The following is a 15,902-nucleotide window of genomic DNA, read 5'->3' as shown; positions in this document are numbered from 1 at the left end:
GGATGAACGTGGATTCCAAACCCGGCGACAGCCTGCATGCGGCCCGCGTGCTGGTGGTCTGCGATTCGGGTTCCGACCGTCGCCTGTTGGCCGAGATGATCATGCAGCAGGTCGCGCTCGAGGTGGCCACCTCGAACATCGAGGCCGCCTACCAGCAGGCCGAGGCCATCAAGCCGAGCGTGCTGGTGCTGGCGTTCCATGAGCTCGACGAGGCGGAGAGCTGGTACCTGGGACTGTTCCGGGCATCGGCGCAGCTGGCTTCGCTCCGGCACAAGGCGATCGTCCTGTGCAAGCGCGCCGACGCCGTGCGCGCCTTCCAGCTGTGCAAGGACAAGCGCTTCGACGACTATGTGGTCTTCTGGCCGATCAGCGACGACCCCCGCCGGCTGGGCATGGCGGTCATCGCCGCGGTGCGCGCCCTGCAGGAATCGAGTGCGTGGAACTCGCGCTTTTCCGGCATCGCGGCCAACGCCCGCCACATGGCGCAGCTGGAGCAGACCGTTCTGGACACCCTGGCCGCCGGCGACAAGGCCATGGGCGATGTCTCGCGCAGGCTGCACGGTGCCGGCGACGGCATGCAGGCGCTCGTCGAAGGACTGTCCGGCATGCTGCCCGCGCCGTCCTACGACGCCGCACGCGCGCTGCTGGTGCAGGTGCGCGAGTGCGGGGACATGACGGAAGTGGCGGAGTGGGCGACGGCGCTGAAGGCGCATCTGGAAAGCCATCTAGGCCATGCCCGTGCCATTTCCGCGCAGACCCGGCATGTGGAGCCCGAGGTGCTGGTGGTCGACGACGACGAATTCCAGCACCGCATGATCGGCCACCTGCTGGCCGACGCGGGGTTGCGGCTGAGCTATGCCAAGAGCGCGTCGGAGGCCATCCTGCTGCTCAGGGGCTGGCGGCCGGATCTGATCATGGTGGATTTCGGGCTTCCCGACACGGACGGGATCGAGCTGATACGGATCGTGAAGGCGAACAGCGAACTGGCTGGGGTCCCCATCATCCTGATCACCGGCAACAGCACGCGCGAGGTGGCGGTGGAGAGCATCAAGCTGGGGGCCGTGGACTTCATGGTGAAGCCGTTCGACCGCAACCGCCTGCTTTCCAGCATCAAGAAGCACATCGCGATGGCCTGAGGGGTGCCGCCTCGGCGGATGTTCCGGCACGCTGTGGGGAGCGCATCGATGCCTTTTGCAGGGCGGTTCGAGGGAGCAAGCGGCATCGGTTCGATATCGTGGCGCGGAGGGTGTCGCGGGATCAGCCGTGGGCGGTCTGGAGGCGTGCCTGAGAGGGCGACTGGGGCGTGCGTTTTGGGTGTGGTCGGATTCCTGGCGGCAAGATGGCCGCCTCCGAACTGGAGCGGACATGGTCTGCATCAGGGCCTCAGTTTTCTGCCCTAAACGCGAGACATGATCCCGGCAAACGGCTCAAACCGCCTGCAGATCACGGCCTTCTTGTTGACGCTCGGCCGGCGCAACGCATCCAGTGCTCCGAGCTAGGGAGCGGCAGACCCTGGGCGGTGGTTGTGTCAGGAGCGAGCAGGTCGAGCGTCTGCAGGCGATAGGCCGTCGCGGATCTGCCGAGCGCCATGGCCGGAAATTCCGGCGCGATAGAGAGTCACCTCCGTTCTGCTCGATCAGCCATGCAGCCTGATTTCAGGCTCGCAACAAGCATGATCCCTTCTTTTCTAGGGGGGAACTTCCAGCTCTCCACAGTGCGTCTCGCGGGAAAATCACACGCCAAGCCGTCTCCGGCTGCAGAACGCAAAACTGAGTGGATTCTGGGAGTGCCAGATGGCAGCACATAGAATTGAATCTTTACAGCATGCGCCAAGTCGTCGCCACTCAGAGGCTGCATCTTTGCATTTAGTGGCTTAGGCGCAGGGCGGGTGGAATCGAGAATTTCCGTCAGGAGAAGTGTGGGGCCATCTCCCCAGGACATCTTTCCAGTATGCTTCTCGACGCTAATGGGGTTAGCTTCAAGATGCGCCGCAGTCCCCGTTCTGACAGGAATATCCCAGTTGGAGCCCCGACTCTTGGCTGGATAGACGGAGCCGCAGCCCGCTATGTACTTCTCGCAATACTGCCTCGCTAATACCAGGGCTTGCGGCTCGGAAATGCCGGCGCTCAAATTCAGCTCTCCGAGATCATTGGAGATATCTTCCGCCTTGGTTACGATGTTTTGAGCATGCGTTATCAGCGGAAATAGAAATAGAACGGCGGCAACTATGGGTCTATTCATGGTCCGAGTTCTCGATTGCGTGTGAGTCGGTGAAATGATGCTCGCATTCATTTCGAAGAAGGCGTAACCCTGGCCGTCTGAAGAGTCACAGGTATGTGGTATGAAATACGGAGGGGAAGCTCAAACTCTCCTCGTATTGGATTTTCAGCGAATCTCACGTCATTGCCAATCATATCCATTGACGACACGTTGTCCCCGTAGCCAAGCGTATGGCCAAGCTCATGAGCAAGCATTATTGGTAAGGTGACTCTCTGCATCCCCGCTGTAGTAGGTAGTTCCGCGGAATAGCAAAGCTAATTCTCGACCTCTTGCTTTCGGCAAGCGCCAGCGAGTTTCCGCTCCTGGCCGCAAGCTGACGAACTCGCCCGAATGACTATCGCATAGCGATACCTGAAGCTGACGCGGTTCGTCCGAAGAGCGTTGCCGGCCTGGGCTAGTATCGTGCAATGAGAAACGACGCATCAGCGGCCTTCACTTCAAGCGGATTCGTTCGCTTGGGAGGCTTTCATCCCAGGGCGAGGGTCGAGCCGATCAGACGAGCCGTGCTTGAGAAGCTCAAGCAGGTATACCGCGGCAGGGGACTTCCCCGGTCGCTACGTTCGTTGCCGGCGTTCCAGCAGATCGGAGCGCTGTCCAGGTCGATGGAGGTGCCGGGGTTGCATGCCGCGCTCATGACCCGCGAACTGAGTGCGATCGTTGCCGGTCTTGGAGGGCGCAGCCCCAGCAATGTCCAGGCGACGCAGCTGCTTCTGTCGCCGCCTCAGCAGGGCGCATGGACGCTGCAAGGCCTCAATTGGCATGTGGATGTGGCCGCTGATGCGCGTGGCCCCGTTCCTGGTGTGCAGGCGTTCTTTCTCATCGACGATGTCGCCCCGCATGGCGGCGCGACTCTCGCGCTCGCCGGCTCTCACCGGCCTGAAGTGGATGGGCCTGCGTTGCGGCGGATGCTCAGGATGTCGACGCACCTGCAACAGGATCTGGACAGGATTGGCATGGGGATCGTCGAGATGGCGGGGCGCGCAGGCGATGTGTTCCTGATGGATATGCGCTTGCTGCACACGCCGTCGGTCAATGCCACCCGAAGCGCAAGAATCATGGCCACCACGCGTTGCCTGATGAACGATTAGGGTGTCCCGATCATTGCATGGGCGCATGCCGAAGCGGCCGGATGTCCGCTGTTGACCGGCCCGCGCAACGCTCGGATCGTTGTGCCATGCAGCATAAGAAGGCGTGCCGGAGTCTTGCATCGCGGTGTTCGGCTGATTTATGGTGCAATCGATTGCATCAAGGCGAATCCTTGGAACTTTGTGCGGTTGGGAGGCCGGCACATGGATGGATGTCTATCCGATCAGGCCGACAGGGCGCGGTTCGTCCGGCGCAGCCTTGTGAGGGCGGCAACGTCCCGGATGCGGCTTGCGAGCGCAGGCTTGCGGTGGCCGGCTCCATGAGCGCGCCAGGTGCGGGGTTCACCCGCAGGGATACGCTGCGTGCCGCCGTGCTGGGCAGCATTGGGCTGGCCAGTACCGGGCTGATCGCTGGCGCTGGCGCAGCGGCGCCGCTCAAAGGCTCGCTCAAACACTCCGTCGCCCGCTGGACGTTCCCGAAGCTGTCCATCGCACAGCTGTGCCAGACCGTGAAGGACGTGGGATTTTCCGCCATCGATCTGGTCGGCCCGCAGGACTGGCCCACGCTGAAAGCGCACGGCGTGTTCAGCTCGATGTGCAACGGCGCGGAGCTCGGCCTGGACAAGGGCTTCGCCGCTGCCGAGTTCCACGACCGGCTGGTCGAGCGCTACACCCGCCACATCGACCTGGTCGCCGACGCCGGGTACCGCAACCTCATCTGCTTCTCCGGCAATCGCAACGGCATGGATCCGGAGGAGGGCCTGGCCAACGCCGAAGCCGGCCTGAAACGGGTCCTGGGCCATGCGGAGAAGCGCGGCGTCATGCTGGTCATGGAACTGCTGAACTCGAAGGTGGATCACCCCGACTATCTGTGCGACCGCTCCGACTGGGGCGTGGCGCTGTGCCAGCGGCTGGGCTCCGGGCATTTCGGCCTGCTCTACGACATCTACCACATGCAGATCATGGAAGGCGATGTGATCGCCACGATCCGCAAGCACCACGCGTTCTTCAGGCATTACCACACCGCGGGCGTGCCCGGCCGGCACGAGATCGGCGCGGACCAGGAACTCAACTATCCCGCCATCTGCCGCGCCATCCGCGACACGGGCTTCGACGGTTACGTGGCGCAGGAGTTCGTGCCCACCGCCGCCGATCCCATCGCCTCGCTGCGCGAGGCCGTGCGCCTGTGCGACATCTGAATCCGATATCCACCAGGGGAATCCCATGGCAGACAATCACTACGACGCCATCGTCGTCGGCTCGGGCATCAGCGGCGGTTGGGCGGCCAAGGAGCTGACCGAGAAAGGCCTCAAGGTCCTCATGCTGGAGCGTGGCCGCAACATCGAGCACGTCAAGGGCTACGTGAACGCGATGAAGGAGTCGTGGGATTTCCCGCACCGCAATCATCCCACCCAGGAGATGCGGGCCAGGTTCCCGGTCCGCGTGCGCGACGGCGGCCTGGGCGAGAACACGCTGGACATGTGGGCGAACGAGCAGGATTGCCCCTACACGGAAACCAAGCGCTTCGACTGGTACCGCGGCTACCACGTCGGCGGCCGATCGCTGCTGTGGGGCCGGCAGAGCTATCGCCTGTCGGACCTGGACTTCGAGGCGAACCTCAAAGAGGGCATCGCCACCGACTGGCCGATCCGCTATGCCGACATCGCGCCCTGGTACGACCACGTCGAACGGTTCGCCGGCATCGCCGGTACGCGTGAGGGGCTGGACGTGCTGCCCGATGGCGAATTCCTGCCGCCCATTCCCTTGAACATCGTCGAGAAGGACGTGGCCGCGCGGATCAAGCAGGCCTTCGGCGGCACGCGCCACCTCATCCACTCGCGTACCGCCAACATCACCCAGCCCAGGCCCGAGCAGGGCCGGGTGAACTGCCAGTACCGCAACAAGTGCATCCTGGGCTGTCCGTTCGGCGCGTACTTTTCCACCCAGTCGGCCACGCTGCCGGCGGCGATGAAGACGGGCAACCTGACGCTGCGGCCGTTCTCCATCGTCAAGGAGGTGCTGTACGACAAGGACCGCAAGCGCGCGCGCGGGGTGGAGATCATCGATGCCGAGAACGGCCAGACCTACGCGTACACGGCCAAGGTGGTCTTCCTCAATGCGTCCTCGTTCAATTCCACCTGGCTGCTGATGAACTCGGCCACCGATGTCTGGGAAGGCGGCCTGGGTTCCTCCTCGGGCGAGCTGGGCCACAATGTCATGGACCATCATTTCCGCGTCGGTGCCTCGGGGCGCGTCGAGGGCTACGAGGACAAGTACTACTCCGGCCGCCGTCCGTGCGGTTTCTACATCCCGCGCTTCCGCAACGTCGGCAGCGACAAGCGCGCCTACGCGCGCGGCTTCGGCTATCAGGGCGGCGCCAGCCGCGCCGGGTGGTCGCGCGAAATCGCCGAGCTCAATATCGGGGCGGAACTGAAGCAGGCGTTGACCCAGCCGGGCGAGTGGCATATCGGCATGACCGGGTTCGGCGAGATGCTGCCGTATCACGACAACCGCATCAGCCTGGACCCCGCGCGCAAGGACAAGTGGGGCCTGCCGGTGCTGGCGATGGACGTGTCCATGCGCGAGAACGAGCGGGCCATGCGCAAGGACATGGGCGCCGATGCCGCGGAGATGCTGGAGGCCGCGGGCATCAGGGACGTGCGGGTGCATGACGATGACTACGCGCCGGGCATGGGCATCCACGAAATGGGCACCGCGCGGATGGGGCGGGACCGCAAGTCCTCGGTACTGAACATGCACAACCAGGTGTGGGATGCGCCCAACGTCTACGTGACCGATGGCGCCTGCATGACTTCCAGCGCCTGCGTGAATCCGTCGCTGACCTACATGGCGTTGACGGCGCGCGCGGCGGACCACGCGGTGCGTGAACTCAAGGCGGGGAATCTGTGATGGAACGTCGCGAACTGCTGAAGATGATCGCCGCCGCCACCGGCGCGGCCATGATCGGCCTGCCGGCATTCACCCGCGCGCAGGCGCCGGTTGCCGGCGCCGCGAGCGCTTTTTCCGAAGCCGATGTGGCGCTGCTGGACGAGGTGGCCGATACCATCCTGCCGCGGACCAGCACGCCGGGGGCCAAGGATGCGGGCGCGGGCGCGTTCATGGCCCGGTACGTGGCCGATTGCTACACGCCGCAGAACCAGGCGATCTTCCGCGACGGTCTGGCCGATCTGGACCGGCGTGGCGGGCAACGGTTCCTCGCGCTGTCGCCGGATGCGCGCAGCGCCCTGCTGCGCACGCTGGATGCCGAAGCCAGGGCGGGGCTGGCGACCACCGCGAAGGAAGGCGGTGTGGACCCGGGGCCGCTGGCGCCGCACTACTTCACCATGCTCAAGCAGCTGGCGATCTTCAGTTTCTTCACCTCGCGCCCGGGTGCGACCGAAGCGCTGCGGTACGTGCCGGTGCCCGGCCGCTACGACGGCGACCTGGCCTACACGCCGGGCACGCCGGCCTGGGCCACCGAATGAGCGGCCTGCACCGTCCGTCCGCGCCCCGCATGCTCACGAGAACGCCCATGACCCCGATGCCCCGACCCCTCCTGATGGCGACCTGCCTGCTGGCCCCTTGGGGGCTGGCCGCGGCGCCCGCGATCGCGCAGGCCACCGCCGACCCGCAGCGCGATCCCGCCAGGACCGAAGTCTGGAAGCCGGTCCCGGCGATGGTCGCCACGCCCCGCGACGCCGCGCCCTCCGATGCCGTGGTGCTGTTCGACGGCAAGGACCTGTCGGCGTGGGACGGCGAGCAGGGCGGCCAGGCGCGCTGGGCGGTGGCCGACGGCGCATTCACGGTGGTGCCGGGCAGCAAGGGCATCCGCACGAAGCGGCGCTTCTGCGATATCCAGTTGCATGTGGAATGGCGCACGCCTGCCGAGACCCGGGGTTTGGAGGGGCAGCAGCGCGGCAACAGCGGCATCTTCCTGCAGGAGGTCTACGAACTGCAGGTGCTCGACAGCTACGACAACCCCACCTATCCCAACGGGCAGGCGGCATCGATCTACAAGCAGGCCATTCCGCTGGTGAACGCCTCGCGCGCACCGGGCCAATGGCAGGTCTACGACATCATCTGGAAGGCGCCGCGCTTCTCCGACGGCGGCGGCCTGGTCTCCCCGGCGCGCATCACGGTGCTGCACAACGGTGTGCTGGTGCAGAACGATACGGTCGTGTCGGGCAAGACCGAATACATCGGCGCGCCCTCGTATCCGCCCCACGGCTGCGCCCCGATCTACCTGCAGGACCACGACGCCAGGGTCAGCTTCCGCAACGTCTGGGTGCGCGAACTCTGATCGGCTGCGCGGCCGCTGTCCGGTCCCGCCTACTGCTGGAGGAAGGCGACCAGGTCGTCGATCTCCTTTTCCGAGAGCTGGCTGAAGGGCGGCATCAGCCCGCCGCCGTTCACGATCTTCTCCCTGATCTGCTTTTCGTCCAGCCGCTTGCCCACGTCAGTGAGGGCAGGGAAGGTGCCCGGAATGCCGGCACGTTCCGCGCCGTGGCAGGCCGAACACTGGGTGGCGTAGAGCCGGGCACCGGCCGCCGCATCCCGCGGGCCTGCCGAGAGCGCCGGGACCGCGACGGAGGCGGCCATCACGACAGACAGGCCGGCCAGCATGACGGATTTCACCATGGGGGTCGCTCCGGTATTCAGCGCACTGCGTCCGCAGGCAGGTGCTTGTTGAGATAGTCCGCGCCGGCTTTCACCACCGCCGCGGGATCGCGCGGTTGATCGTGCTCGACAATGAACCATTGCACGCCCGCGGCCCTGGCGGCGGGAAGGATCGATGCCCAGTCCAGCACGCCCTGGCCGACAGCGGCGAAGCCGCCCTCGTCCTGCGCCTGGCCCTGGGCGGCATTGTCCTTGGCGTGGACCGCGAACAGGCGCCCGCGGAACTTGCCCAGCATCGCCGCCGGGTCCAGCCCGGCGCGCGCCACCCAGGCCAGATCCAGTTCCGTTTTCAATCCGGGGCCGGCCGCTTCGAACAGCAGCTCCAGTCCCGTCCTGCCGGCGAAATCCACCAGTTCGAAGTCGTGGTTGTGGTAGGCCAGGGTCATGCCCCTGGCTTGCAGCCGTTCCGAGATGCCGGCCAGTTCCTCGCCCAGGGCCGTCCAGCCGGCCGCGTCGGTCGGCCGCTCCTGTTCGCCCAGATAGGGCACCACCAGCACGGTGTTGCCGATGGCCTGTTGGAAGGCGACCACGCCGTCCAGGTCCGCGCGCAGGTCCGCCAACTGCACATGGCTGGAGATCACCCTGATCGAATACGTGTCCAGCAACCGCTTCAGTTCGCTGGCGCTGACGTTCTGCGTGCCGACGGTTTCCACCGCCCGCACGCCGGCATCGTGCACGATCTTCAGTTGTTCATCGAGCGAGGCCACGTGGCGCAGGGTGTACATCTGCACGGCGACGGGCTGGGCCGGCGTGGCGTCCCTGGCGAAGCCGGGCAGGGAGGACAGGAACAGCAGCGTGGCGGTGGCGGTTCTTCGCAAGGGCGTGATGCTCATGGTGTGCTCGGAGTCCGGAGATCTGCGTGGGGGAAGGCAAAGCCGGTCATGGCCGCTTCGATCAGGGAATGCGCGTCCAGGCGCGCGACCTGGCCGAGGCGATGACGCGATCGACGATGAGCGCCGAACGCCGCCCGTCCTCGAACGTCGGCAGTCCTTCGGGCCGTTCGGCGAGGATGGCGCGGTAGGTGTCGGCGACGAAGGCGTCGAAACAGTGGCCATAGCCCTGCGCGTGGCCGGGCGGCAGCACCGACAGCCGGCGCTGTTCGGCGCTTCCCGCGCCCGGACCTCGCACGAAGATCTCCTCGCGCTGGTCGGGCAGGCCGATCCAGAGCCGTTCGCTGTCTTCCTGATCGAAGGCCACGCTGGCCTGCGCGCCGTCGATCTCGAACCACAGGCGGTTGCGGCGTCCGGCCGACACCTGGCTGACGGTCAACGAGGCCAGCGTGCCGTTGCCGGTCTTGAACAGCGCCGCGGCCACGTCTTCGCTGGATACCGGTTGCATCGCGCCGCCCGCCGCGGGCGTTGCGAAACTCAGCCCGGTGGCGGCGGCGCGTTGCGCGATCACCGTTTCGAAGGCCGCGCTGACGTCCACGAAACGTTCGCCGCTGACCCATTCCACCAGGTCGCACCAGTGCGAGCCGATGTCGGCGAAGACGCGCGACGCGCCGCCCAGTGCCGGATCCACGCGCCAGTTGTTGCTGGCCGGGTCCAGCAGCCAGTCCTGCAGGTAGCTGCCATGGATGAGCCGCAGCGGCCCCAGGTCGCCGCGAGCGATCCGCGCGCGCGCTTCGCGGACGACCGGGTGATAGCGGTAGACGAACGGCACCGTCGCCACCAGGCCGGCCGAGGCCGCCAGCGCGGAGAGCGCTTCGGCATCGTGCAGGGTGGTGGCGAGCGGCTTCTCGCAGATCACATGCTTGCCGGCTTCCAGTGCGGCCTGCGCCATCGCGCGGTGCAGGTGGTTGGGGGTGCACACATGCACCACCTGCACCTGCGGGTCGGCGAGGGCTTCGCCGATGTCGCGATAGGCGCGCGGCACATCCCACGCTTCCGCCACTTCTGCGCCACGTTCCGGCGATGACGCACTGACGCCACGCACGACCGCGCCGGCCAGCAAGGCCGCGCGCCGATGCACGGCGCCGATCATTCCGGTGCCGACGATGGCCACCCCGAGCTTGCCCATGCGACGGCCCCTCAACTGGCGGACGAGGTGGAGGGCGCAGCGGCGGACACCGGCCGCTCGCGGAACAGCAGCAGGAAGGCCACCAGCACGACGAAGGCCACGGCCGCGGGGAACAGCCAGATCTTCTGCCAGTCCGGGCCCGCCGCCGTGGTGTAGTGCTCGACGACCGCACCGGACAGGAAGGTACCGATCAGCATGCCCACGCCATAGGTGGCCAGCGTGATGAACCCTTGCGCGCTGCTGCGTACGGCCGGGCCCGCGTGGGCGTCGGTGTAGATCTGGCCGGTGACGAAGAAGAAGTCGTAGCAGATGCCGTGCAGCACGATGCCGACGACCAGCAGCGCGAACCCGCCGCCGGCGTCGCCATAGGCGAACATCCCGTAGCGCACCACCCACGCCGCCATGCCGATCGCCAGCATGGTCTTGACCCCCAGCCGGGCGAACAGGAAGGGCATGGCCAGCATCAGCAGCACTTCGGACACCTGGCCCAGGGACTGCAGGCCGGCCGCACCGCGCACACCCAGGTCGTTGAGGTATGGGTTGGTGAAGTTGTAGTAGAACGACAGCGGCACGCAGATGGCGATGGAGGCCAGGAAGAACACCAGGTACGAGCGCGACTTCAGCAGGCGCAACGCGTCCAGGCCCAGGATCTGGCCCAGCGAAGCGTTGCGCTGCTGCGCCAGCGGTGGCGTGTGCGGCAGGGTGAACGCGTACAGCCCCAGCATCAGCGAGGCCGCCGCGGCCATGCGGAAGGTGAGCTCCAGGCGGTGCGCCTGTTCCCAGCCCAGCCAGCCGATCAGCACGCCGGCGACGATCCAGCCGATGCTGCCCGCGACCCGCACGGGCGGGAACTGTTTTTCCGGCGACTGCATGTGCCGCATCGCCACGCTGTTCGCCAGCGCCAGCGTCGGCATGAACAACAGCATGTAGGCCATCACGTAAGCAGCGAATGCGTCGAAGCTCGTCGCCGTGGACGCGAACCACATCAGCACCGCCCCGGCCAGGTGCAGCACCGCCAGGATGCGTTGCGCGGCGAAGTAGCGGTCGGCGATCAGTCCGACCAGGAACGGCGCGACGATGGCGCCGATGGACTGGCTGAGGAAGGCGGTGGCGACCTGGCTTGCGCTGGCCTTCAGCGGGCCCTGCACCAGATACGTGCCCAGGGTGACGAACCACGCCCCCCAGATGAAGAACTGCAGGAACATCATCGCGCTCAGGCGCGACATAGCGAACGTCATGACTTCCCCTCCCAGGTCGGTGTCCGGTCAGATCCCCAGCATGCGGCGCAGTGTTTCCCGGCTCGCGCCGCTGTCGGCGAAATCGTCGAAGGCGCGCCCGGTCACGCGGATCAGATGGTCGCGGATGAAGGCGGCGCCTTCGCGCGCGCCGTCTTCCGGATGCTTCAGGCAGCACTCCCATTCCAGTACTGCCCAGCCGGGGAAATCGTACTGCGCCAACTTCGAGAAGATCGCTTTGAAATCGATCTGGCCATCGCCCAGCGAGCGGAAGCGGCCGGGACGGTCGATCCAGTTCTCGTAGCCGCCATAGACGCCGCTGCGCGCACTGGCGCGGTACTCGGCGTCCTTCACGTGGAAGATGCCGATGCGCTCGTGGTAGCGGTCGATGAAGCCCAGATAGTCCATCTGCTGCAGCAGCAGGTGGCTGGGGTCGTAGAGGATCTTGGCGCGCGGATGGTGGTCCACCGCGTCGAGGAACCGTTCGAAGGTCGCACCGTCGTGCAGGTCTTCGCCGGGATGGATCTCGTAGCAGAGGTCGACGCCGTGGGCATCGAAGGTGTCCAGGATGGGACGCCAGCGGCGTCCGAGTTCGGCGAAGGCCTCTTCCACCAGGCCCGGCGGCCGCTGCGGCCAGGGGTAGAAATAAGGCCAGGCCAATGCACCCGAGAACGTCGCATGCGCGGTCAGTCCCAGGCGCTGGCTGGCCTGCGCGGCCATGGCCATCTGTTCGACCGCCCACGCCTGCCGGGCAGAAGGATCGCCGCGCTTCTCCGGCGGGGCGAACCCGTCGAACAGGCTGTCGTACGCGGGATGGACGGCGACCAGCTGGCCCTGCAGGTGGGTGGACAGTTCGGTGATGCGCAGGCCGTGCCGGTCCAGCATGCCGGCGATATCGTCGCAGTACGCCTGGCTCTGTGCCGCCTGCGCCAGGTCGAAGACATGGGGCGCGCTGGTGGGCACTTGTACGCCAGAATAGCCCAGCCCGGCCGCCCATTCGGCCAAGGTATCCAACCGATCGAAGGGAGGCTTGTCACCGATGAATTGCGCCAGGAACAGCGCGGGACCCTTGAGTGTCTTCACGGCGATCGGCCCTGATGCAATCGATTGCACGATCCTAGCATGGGGTCCGGCGCAAAGGCGTTGTGCAGCGCATCGGAGACGCCGGGGCTGACATGGCGACGATCTACGACATCGCTCGACACGTGGGCGTCTCGGCAGGGACGGTGTCCCGCGCGCTCTCGCGCCCGGAGAAGGTGCTGCCGGCCACGCGCGAGCGCATCCAGCAGGCGGCGGCCGCACTGGGCTATGTCCCCAACACGATAGCCCGGACGCTCAAGACGCAGCGCAGCGGGAAGATCCTGGTGACCGTGCCGGACATCGCCAATCCCTTCTTCGCAAAGATCCTGCAGGGTGCGGAAGAAACCGCGCAGGCCGCCGACTACGCCGTGCTCCTGGGCGATACCCAGCACCAGCCCGATCGCGAAGAGCGCTACGTGCAGATGCTTCGCCGCAACGAGGCCGATGGCCTGATCGTCCTGGGACATCGGCTGCCGCCGACGGCGCGCGAGATCGTCCAGCAGTTGGGCCCGCGCGCGCCGGTGGTCAATGGCTGCGAGTTCGATCCGGCGTTGGGCATTCCCAGTGTCCATATCGACAACGCCGCCGCCGCGCGCGCCGCGATGGAACACCTGTACGGACTGGGGCATCAGCGCATCGCGGTAGTCGGTGGCCCGCCCGACAATCCCCTGCATCGGCAACGACTGGAAGGGGCGAAGGCGGCCGCCAGGGCGCGCGGCCGCCTGCGCCAGTTGATACTCGCGCCGGGCGACTTCTCGGTGGAGTCCGGCTACGCGGCGGCCAGGCAGCTGCTGGCGCAGGGCACCGGCGCCCCGACCGCGGCCTTCTGCTTCAGCGACCAGATGGCGTTGGGGGTACTGGCCGCCTGCAGGGACCTCGGCCTCGGCGTGCCGCATGACGTCTCGGTCATCGGCTTCGACGACCTGGCCTCATCCCGTTACCTCAACCCGCCCTTGACCACCATCAGCCAACCCATGCGCGAAATCGGCATTCGCGCCGTGAAGCTCTTGCTCGCCATCATCGACGGCATGGACGTGCAGCACCGGCAGACCTTGGATTTTGCTCTGATGCTGCGTGGGTCCACCGCGGAACGCGTGGGGTAGGCGAGGGCTGCGCCTTCTGTGCCGAAAGGGTGGGTTCCATGGTGTGGGGCGCTGCTCACCTCACTCCGGCTACCGCCAACGTGATGCGTGTGCATCGCGGATGGTCAGGGATGTTTATCGAGGGCAGGGGGGCACCTCCCGGCCCGGAGCGGACGTTCTTCAATGTTACGCTGCGGTTTTCCGAGCGCGCTCCGGTCAGTCCGCTGTGTCCGGTTATACATCCACTAGTTTGCCGGACTCAGCCCCCTAAGATCGAGGTTGAAAGGGTATAGCCGGCCATACGGGGGCTATAGACAAGTCGTATAACCGGACCCGGTGTGCAGCTGACTCCGGCTCAGGCACAGTGCCAGCATGCACCGACGTTACCAAGCAGGCCTTTGACACTTCCCACTGCACTTGCACGACAGACAATGGTAGCCGGCCAACCATCTACTGCACTCAATCCGGACTCCGTAGTTGCAGTGGCTGAAGCCTGCCGATCCAGTGCTTAGAAGCAGAGTGCTCGCGAGAGTGCTCTGCTGAATAATTCGCAAAGGAACACGCATGAAGACCATGAACATCGCTATCGTTGCAGTCGCTATTGCCGCCGCCTTGGGAATAGGGGTGATCGGCCTCCACGATGGAAAGTCGGCCGAAGAGAATGCTGAGGCGAGCCGCAACAAGGCAGACGGAGAAGATGTCAGTGTCGGTGGAGCTACGAAAGCTTCCCAGGCCCGCGCGTCCGGCGACAACTCTGACCCGTCCAGCGCTGCATCCGGGACGCCGCAACTTGTGGCCGCCCAGCATGCCAACAGCGAGAGTTCCGAAGGCAATCTTCGTGGGCCCGCAATAATGAGTGCGGAGAACGCCAAGCGCGCAGCACTGGTGAACGGAAAGCTGCGGGCTGCAGATGCGGAGTTCTCGGATCTAATGGAGATTCTCGAGAAGGAAGGCCGAGACGAGGCATGGGCCCAGCAGATGGAAAACAGCTTTGACGTGGCTCTTCGAAGCCACGGCCCGGGCTACTCTGGACTTGAGGTAGACAAAGTCCGGTGCGGAAGATCGGTTTGCGTTATGTCCGCCGTGGTGAGGGCGGGGACCAGTCCCACCTCTCCCAATGCTGATTGGTCAGGATTGATCTCGAATGCGTTTGGAGAGCCTTGGTTCGGACAGAACTTCATGGACACACGGACAACACTTGCTCCAGATGATAAAGGCATGATCTTCATATCGGTGTTTGAAAGAAAGCGCTAGATAGGCATCGGGTCGATCTGAAACAGCAACTCCTGGAGCAGCTATGACGGGTCGAACGTTCTCAGCTCCGTGCCGGGTCGGCTGCGCGGCGATTCAGCTCGGGACAGGTATCCTGCGCCCCCGCCTCCGGCCTCTTTCCCCCCGCCCACGCCGCGACACGGCCCGGGGTGACCGGGTGTTCGGCCATCGCAGCCAAGTGGATCCTCATTGAAAGCAACCCCTCTCCAATGGAAAACAGACTGGTGCTTCGAGAAGAGCCAGCAGCGGCGGCACTATGTCATTGAGCCATGGCTCGATGGCCGTCGCGTAGGTCGCGCCCATGGGTGGTTCGAGTCGGGCGAACGCTTTGTGCTGGAGAAGATCGAAATCGATTCGAGACAGCGCTCCCGCGGCTATGGCAGCACGGTGATTGAACAGCTGCGACAGAAGGCGCGTGACGAGGGGTGTCGCGAGCTGGTGATCAACAATGTGCGCTCCAGCAACCACAGGGCCATCTCGCTCTATGAGGCCCTGGGTGCGAAGGCCGTTCCGCTGTCGTCAAGCCTCTGCGCCTTTGCCATTTCGCCGCCGTAGGTCGCCTCCGCAGCAGGGTCGGAGCAGGTTTTCAGGAGCACGCGCCGGAGAACGATTCCCTCTCCCGTGAAAGCACAAGGCCCGCATCAGCGGGCCTTGTCGTCACCGAGCATGGAAGCCTTCCGGCCTCACACCGCCTCGAACCGGTTCGCCGCCACGTTCTTCCTGACCTTGGCCGGGTCCCAGATCCGCCCGTTCATGGCGATGTACACGCCCGCCGGCAGCGACTGCACGGCGCCGATGGCGCAGCCGATGTTGAACTCCGCGTCCGAGCCGCGGAAGCGCGCCGGGCTGAGGGCGCCGGTCATCACGATGGTCTTGTCCGGGATGGAGGCCAGCACATGGCCGGTCTGCACCATGCTGTCGGTGCCGTGCGTGACCAGCACATGCTTCGTCGGCTGCGCCGCGATGGTCGCGCGGATCAGCTCGCGGTCCTCGTCGGTGATGTGCAGCGAGTCCTTGCGCAGGATGGGGATGACCGTGAAGCGGAACGTCACGCCCAACTCGCGCAGGATCATGCCGATCTGCGGATCGCCGATCTGGTAGTCGGACTTGTCGTCGAAGTAGATCTTGTCGATCGTGCCACCGGTGGTGACGATCAGCAGCTCGTCCATCTC

Annotated in this window: 16 protein-coding genes; 9 read left to right on the top strand and 7 right to left on the bottom strand. The window is 65.6% G+C overall.

Translation table 11 applies throughout. From position 1 onward, the window contains the following. Positions 1 to 8: 8 nt before the first annotated feature. On the top strand, positions 9 to 1,136 hold the full coding sequence (locus tag MUU77_RS14005) for a response regulator (RefSeq protein WP_245088032.1): 1,128 nt from the start codon (positions 9 to 11) through the stop codon (positions 1,134 to 1,136). A gap of 481 nt (positions 1,137 to 1,617) precedes the next feature. On the opposite strand, the gene MUU77_RS14000 is transcribed toward MUU77_RS14005, so the two are convergent. Next, entirely contained in the window at positions 1,618 to 2,241 is a 624-nt protein-coding gene (locus tag MUU77_RS14000) for a hypothetical protein (protein WP_245088030.1), read from the bottom strand. A gap of 542 nt (positions 2,242 to 2,783) precedes the next feature. On the opposite strand from MUU77_RS14000, the gene MUU77_RS13995 reads away from it, so the two are divergent. The 5 genes from MUU77_RS13995 (at position 2,784) to MUU77_RS13975 (ending at position 7,665) form a co-directional block, all read left to right on the top strand. Then, the gene (locus tag MUU77_RS13995) at positions 2,784 to 3,368 is read left to right on the top strand and encodes a phytanoyl-CoA dioxygenase family protein (RefSeq protein ID WP_245088028.1); all 585 of its coding nucleotides are present in this window, start codon (positions 2,784 to 2,786) and stop codon (positions 3,366 to 3,368) included. A gap of 317 nt (positions 3,369 to 3,685) precedes the next feature. After that, positions 3,686 to 4,564: a TIM barrel protein gene (locus tag MUU77_RS13990; RefSeq protein ID WP_245088026.1), complete on the top strand. Its 879-nt coding sequence runs from the start codon at positions 3,686 to 3,688 to the stop codon at positions 4,562 to 4,564. 25 nt (positions 4,565 to 4,589) lie between these two features. Continuing rightward, positions 4,590 to 6,275, top strand: a complete 1,686-nt coding sequence (locus MUU77_RS13985) for a GMC family oxidoreductase (RefSeq protein WP_245088024.1) — start codon at positions 4,590 to 4,592, stop codon at positions 6,273 to 6,275. Further along, positions 6,275 to 6,850, top strand: a complete 576-nt coding sequence (locus tag MUU77_RS13980) for a gluconate 2-dehydrogenase subunit 3 family protein (RefSeq protein ID WP_245088022.1) — start codon at positions 6,275 to 6,277, stop codon at positions 6,848 to 6,850. The genes MUU77_RS13985 and MUU77_RS13980 overlap by 1 nt, the downstream gene beginning before the upstream one ends. Before the next feature lie 56 nt (positions 6,851 to 6,906). Further along, positions 6,907 to 7,665 carry a DUF1080 domain-containing protein gene (locus tag MUU77_RS13975; protein WP_245088020.1) on the top strand — a complete coding sequence of 253 codons (759 nt, stop codon included), beginning with the start codon at positions 6,907 to 6,909 and terminating at the stop codon, positions 7,663 to 7,665. 29 nt (positions 7,666 to 7,694) lie between these two features. Here MUU77_RS13975 and MUU77_RS13970 read toward each other — a convergent pair whose 3' ends face one another. From MUU77_RS13970 to MUU77_RS13950, 5 genes are all read right to left on the bottom strand, one after another. After that, positions 7,695 to 7,964 carry a cytochrome c gene (locus MUU77_RS13970; RefSeq protein WP_245094502.1) on the bottom strand — a complete coding sequence of 90 codons (270 nt, stop codon included), beginning with the start codon at positions 7,962 to 7,964 and terminating at the stop codon, positions 7,695 to 7,697. Positions 7,965 to 8,020: 56 nt separating this feature from the next. Further along, positions 8,021 to 8,875 carry a sugar phosphate isomerase/epimerase gene (locus MUU77_RS13965; protein WP_245088018.1) on the bottom strand — a complete coding sequence of 285 codons (855 nt, stop codon included), beginning with the start codon at positions 8,873 to 8,875 and terminating at the stop codon, positions 8,021 to 8,023. A gap of 61 nt (positions 8,876 to 8,936) precedes the next feature. Next, complete coding sequence (locus MUU77_RS13960; protein WP_245088016.1) at positions 8,937 to 10,061, bottom strand: Gfo/Idh/MocA family oxidoreductase; 1,125 nt, start codon at positions 10,059 to 10,061, stop codon at positions 8,937 to 8,939. A gap of 11 nt (positions 10,062 to 10,072) precedes the next feature. Next, a complete protein-coding gene (locus MUU77_RS13955) occupies positions 10,073 to 11,299 on the bottom strand; it encodes a nucleoside permease (RefSeq protein ID WP_245088013.1) in 1,227 nt (408 codons plus the stop codon). A 27-nt stretch (positions 11,300 to 11,326) separates the two neighbouring features. Next, on the bottom strand, positions 11,327 to 12,379 hold the full coding sequence (locus tag MUU77_RS13950) for a sugar phosphate isomerase/epimerase family protein (protein WP_245088010.1): 1,053 nt from the start codon (positions 12,377 to 12,379) through the stop codon (positions 11,327 to 11,329). 92 nt (positions 12,380 to 12,471) lie between these two features. Here MUU77_RS13950 and MUU77_RS13945 point away from each other — a divergent pair, with 92 nt between their 5' ends. From MUU77_RS13945 to MUU77_RS13935, 3 genes are all read left to right on the top strand, one after another. After that, positions 12,472 to 13,479 (top strand): LacI family DNA-binding transcriptional regulator, encoded by a 1,008-nt coding sequence (locus MUU77_RS13945; RefSeq protein ID WP_245088007.1) that lies wholly within the window; start codon positions 12,472 to 12,474, stop codon positions 13,477 to 13,479. 543 nt (positions 13,480 to 14,022) lie between these two features. Next, positions 14,023 to 14,712: a hypothetical protein gene (locus tag MUU77_RS13940; protein ID WP_245088004.1), complete on the top strand. Its 690-nt coding sequence runs from the start codon at positions 14,023 to 14,025 to the stop codon at positions 14,710 to 14,712. A 207-nt stretch (positions 14,713 to 14,919) separates the two neighbouring features. After that, on the top strand, positions 14,920 to 15,285 hold the full coding sequence (locus MUU77_RS13935; RefSeq protein ID WP_245088001.1) for a GNAT family N-acetyltransferase: 366 nt from the start codon (positions 14,920 to 14,922) through the stop codon (positions 15,283 to 15,285). A gap of 128 nt (positions 15,286 to 15,413) precedes the next feature. On the opposite strand, the gene MUU77_RS13930 is transcribed toward MUU77_RS13935, so the two are convergent. Beyond that, positions 15,414 to 15,899 (bottom strand): asparaginase domain-containing protein, encoded by a 486-nt coding sequence (locus MUU77_RS13930; protein ID WP_192201835.1) that lies wholly within the window; start codon positions 15,897 to 15,899, stop codon positions 15,414 to 15,416. Positions 15,900 to 15,902: the final 3 nt, after the last annotated feature.

The sequence above is a fragment of the Pseudoxanthomonas sp. F37 genome, from assembly GCF_022965755.1.
GTDB lineage: Bacteria > Pseudomonadota > Gammaproteobacteria > Xanthomonadales > Xanthomonadaceae > Pseudoxanthomonas_A.
This window is presented reverse-complemented; position numbering and strand designations above follow the sequence as displayed.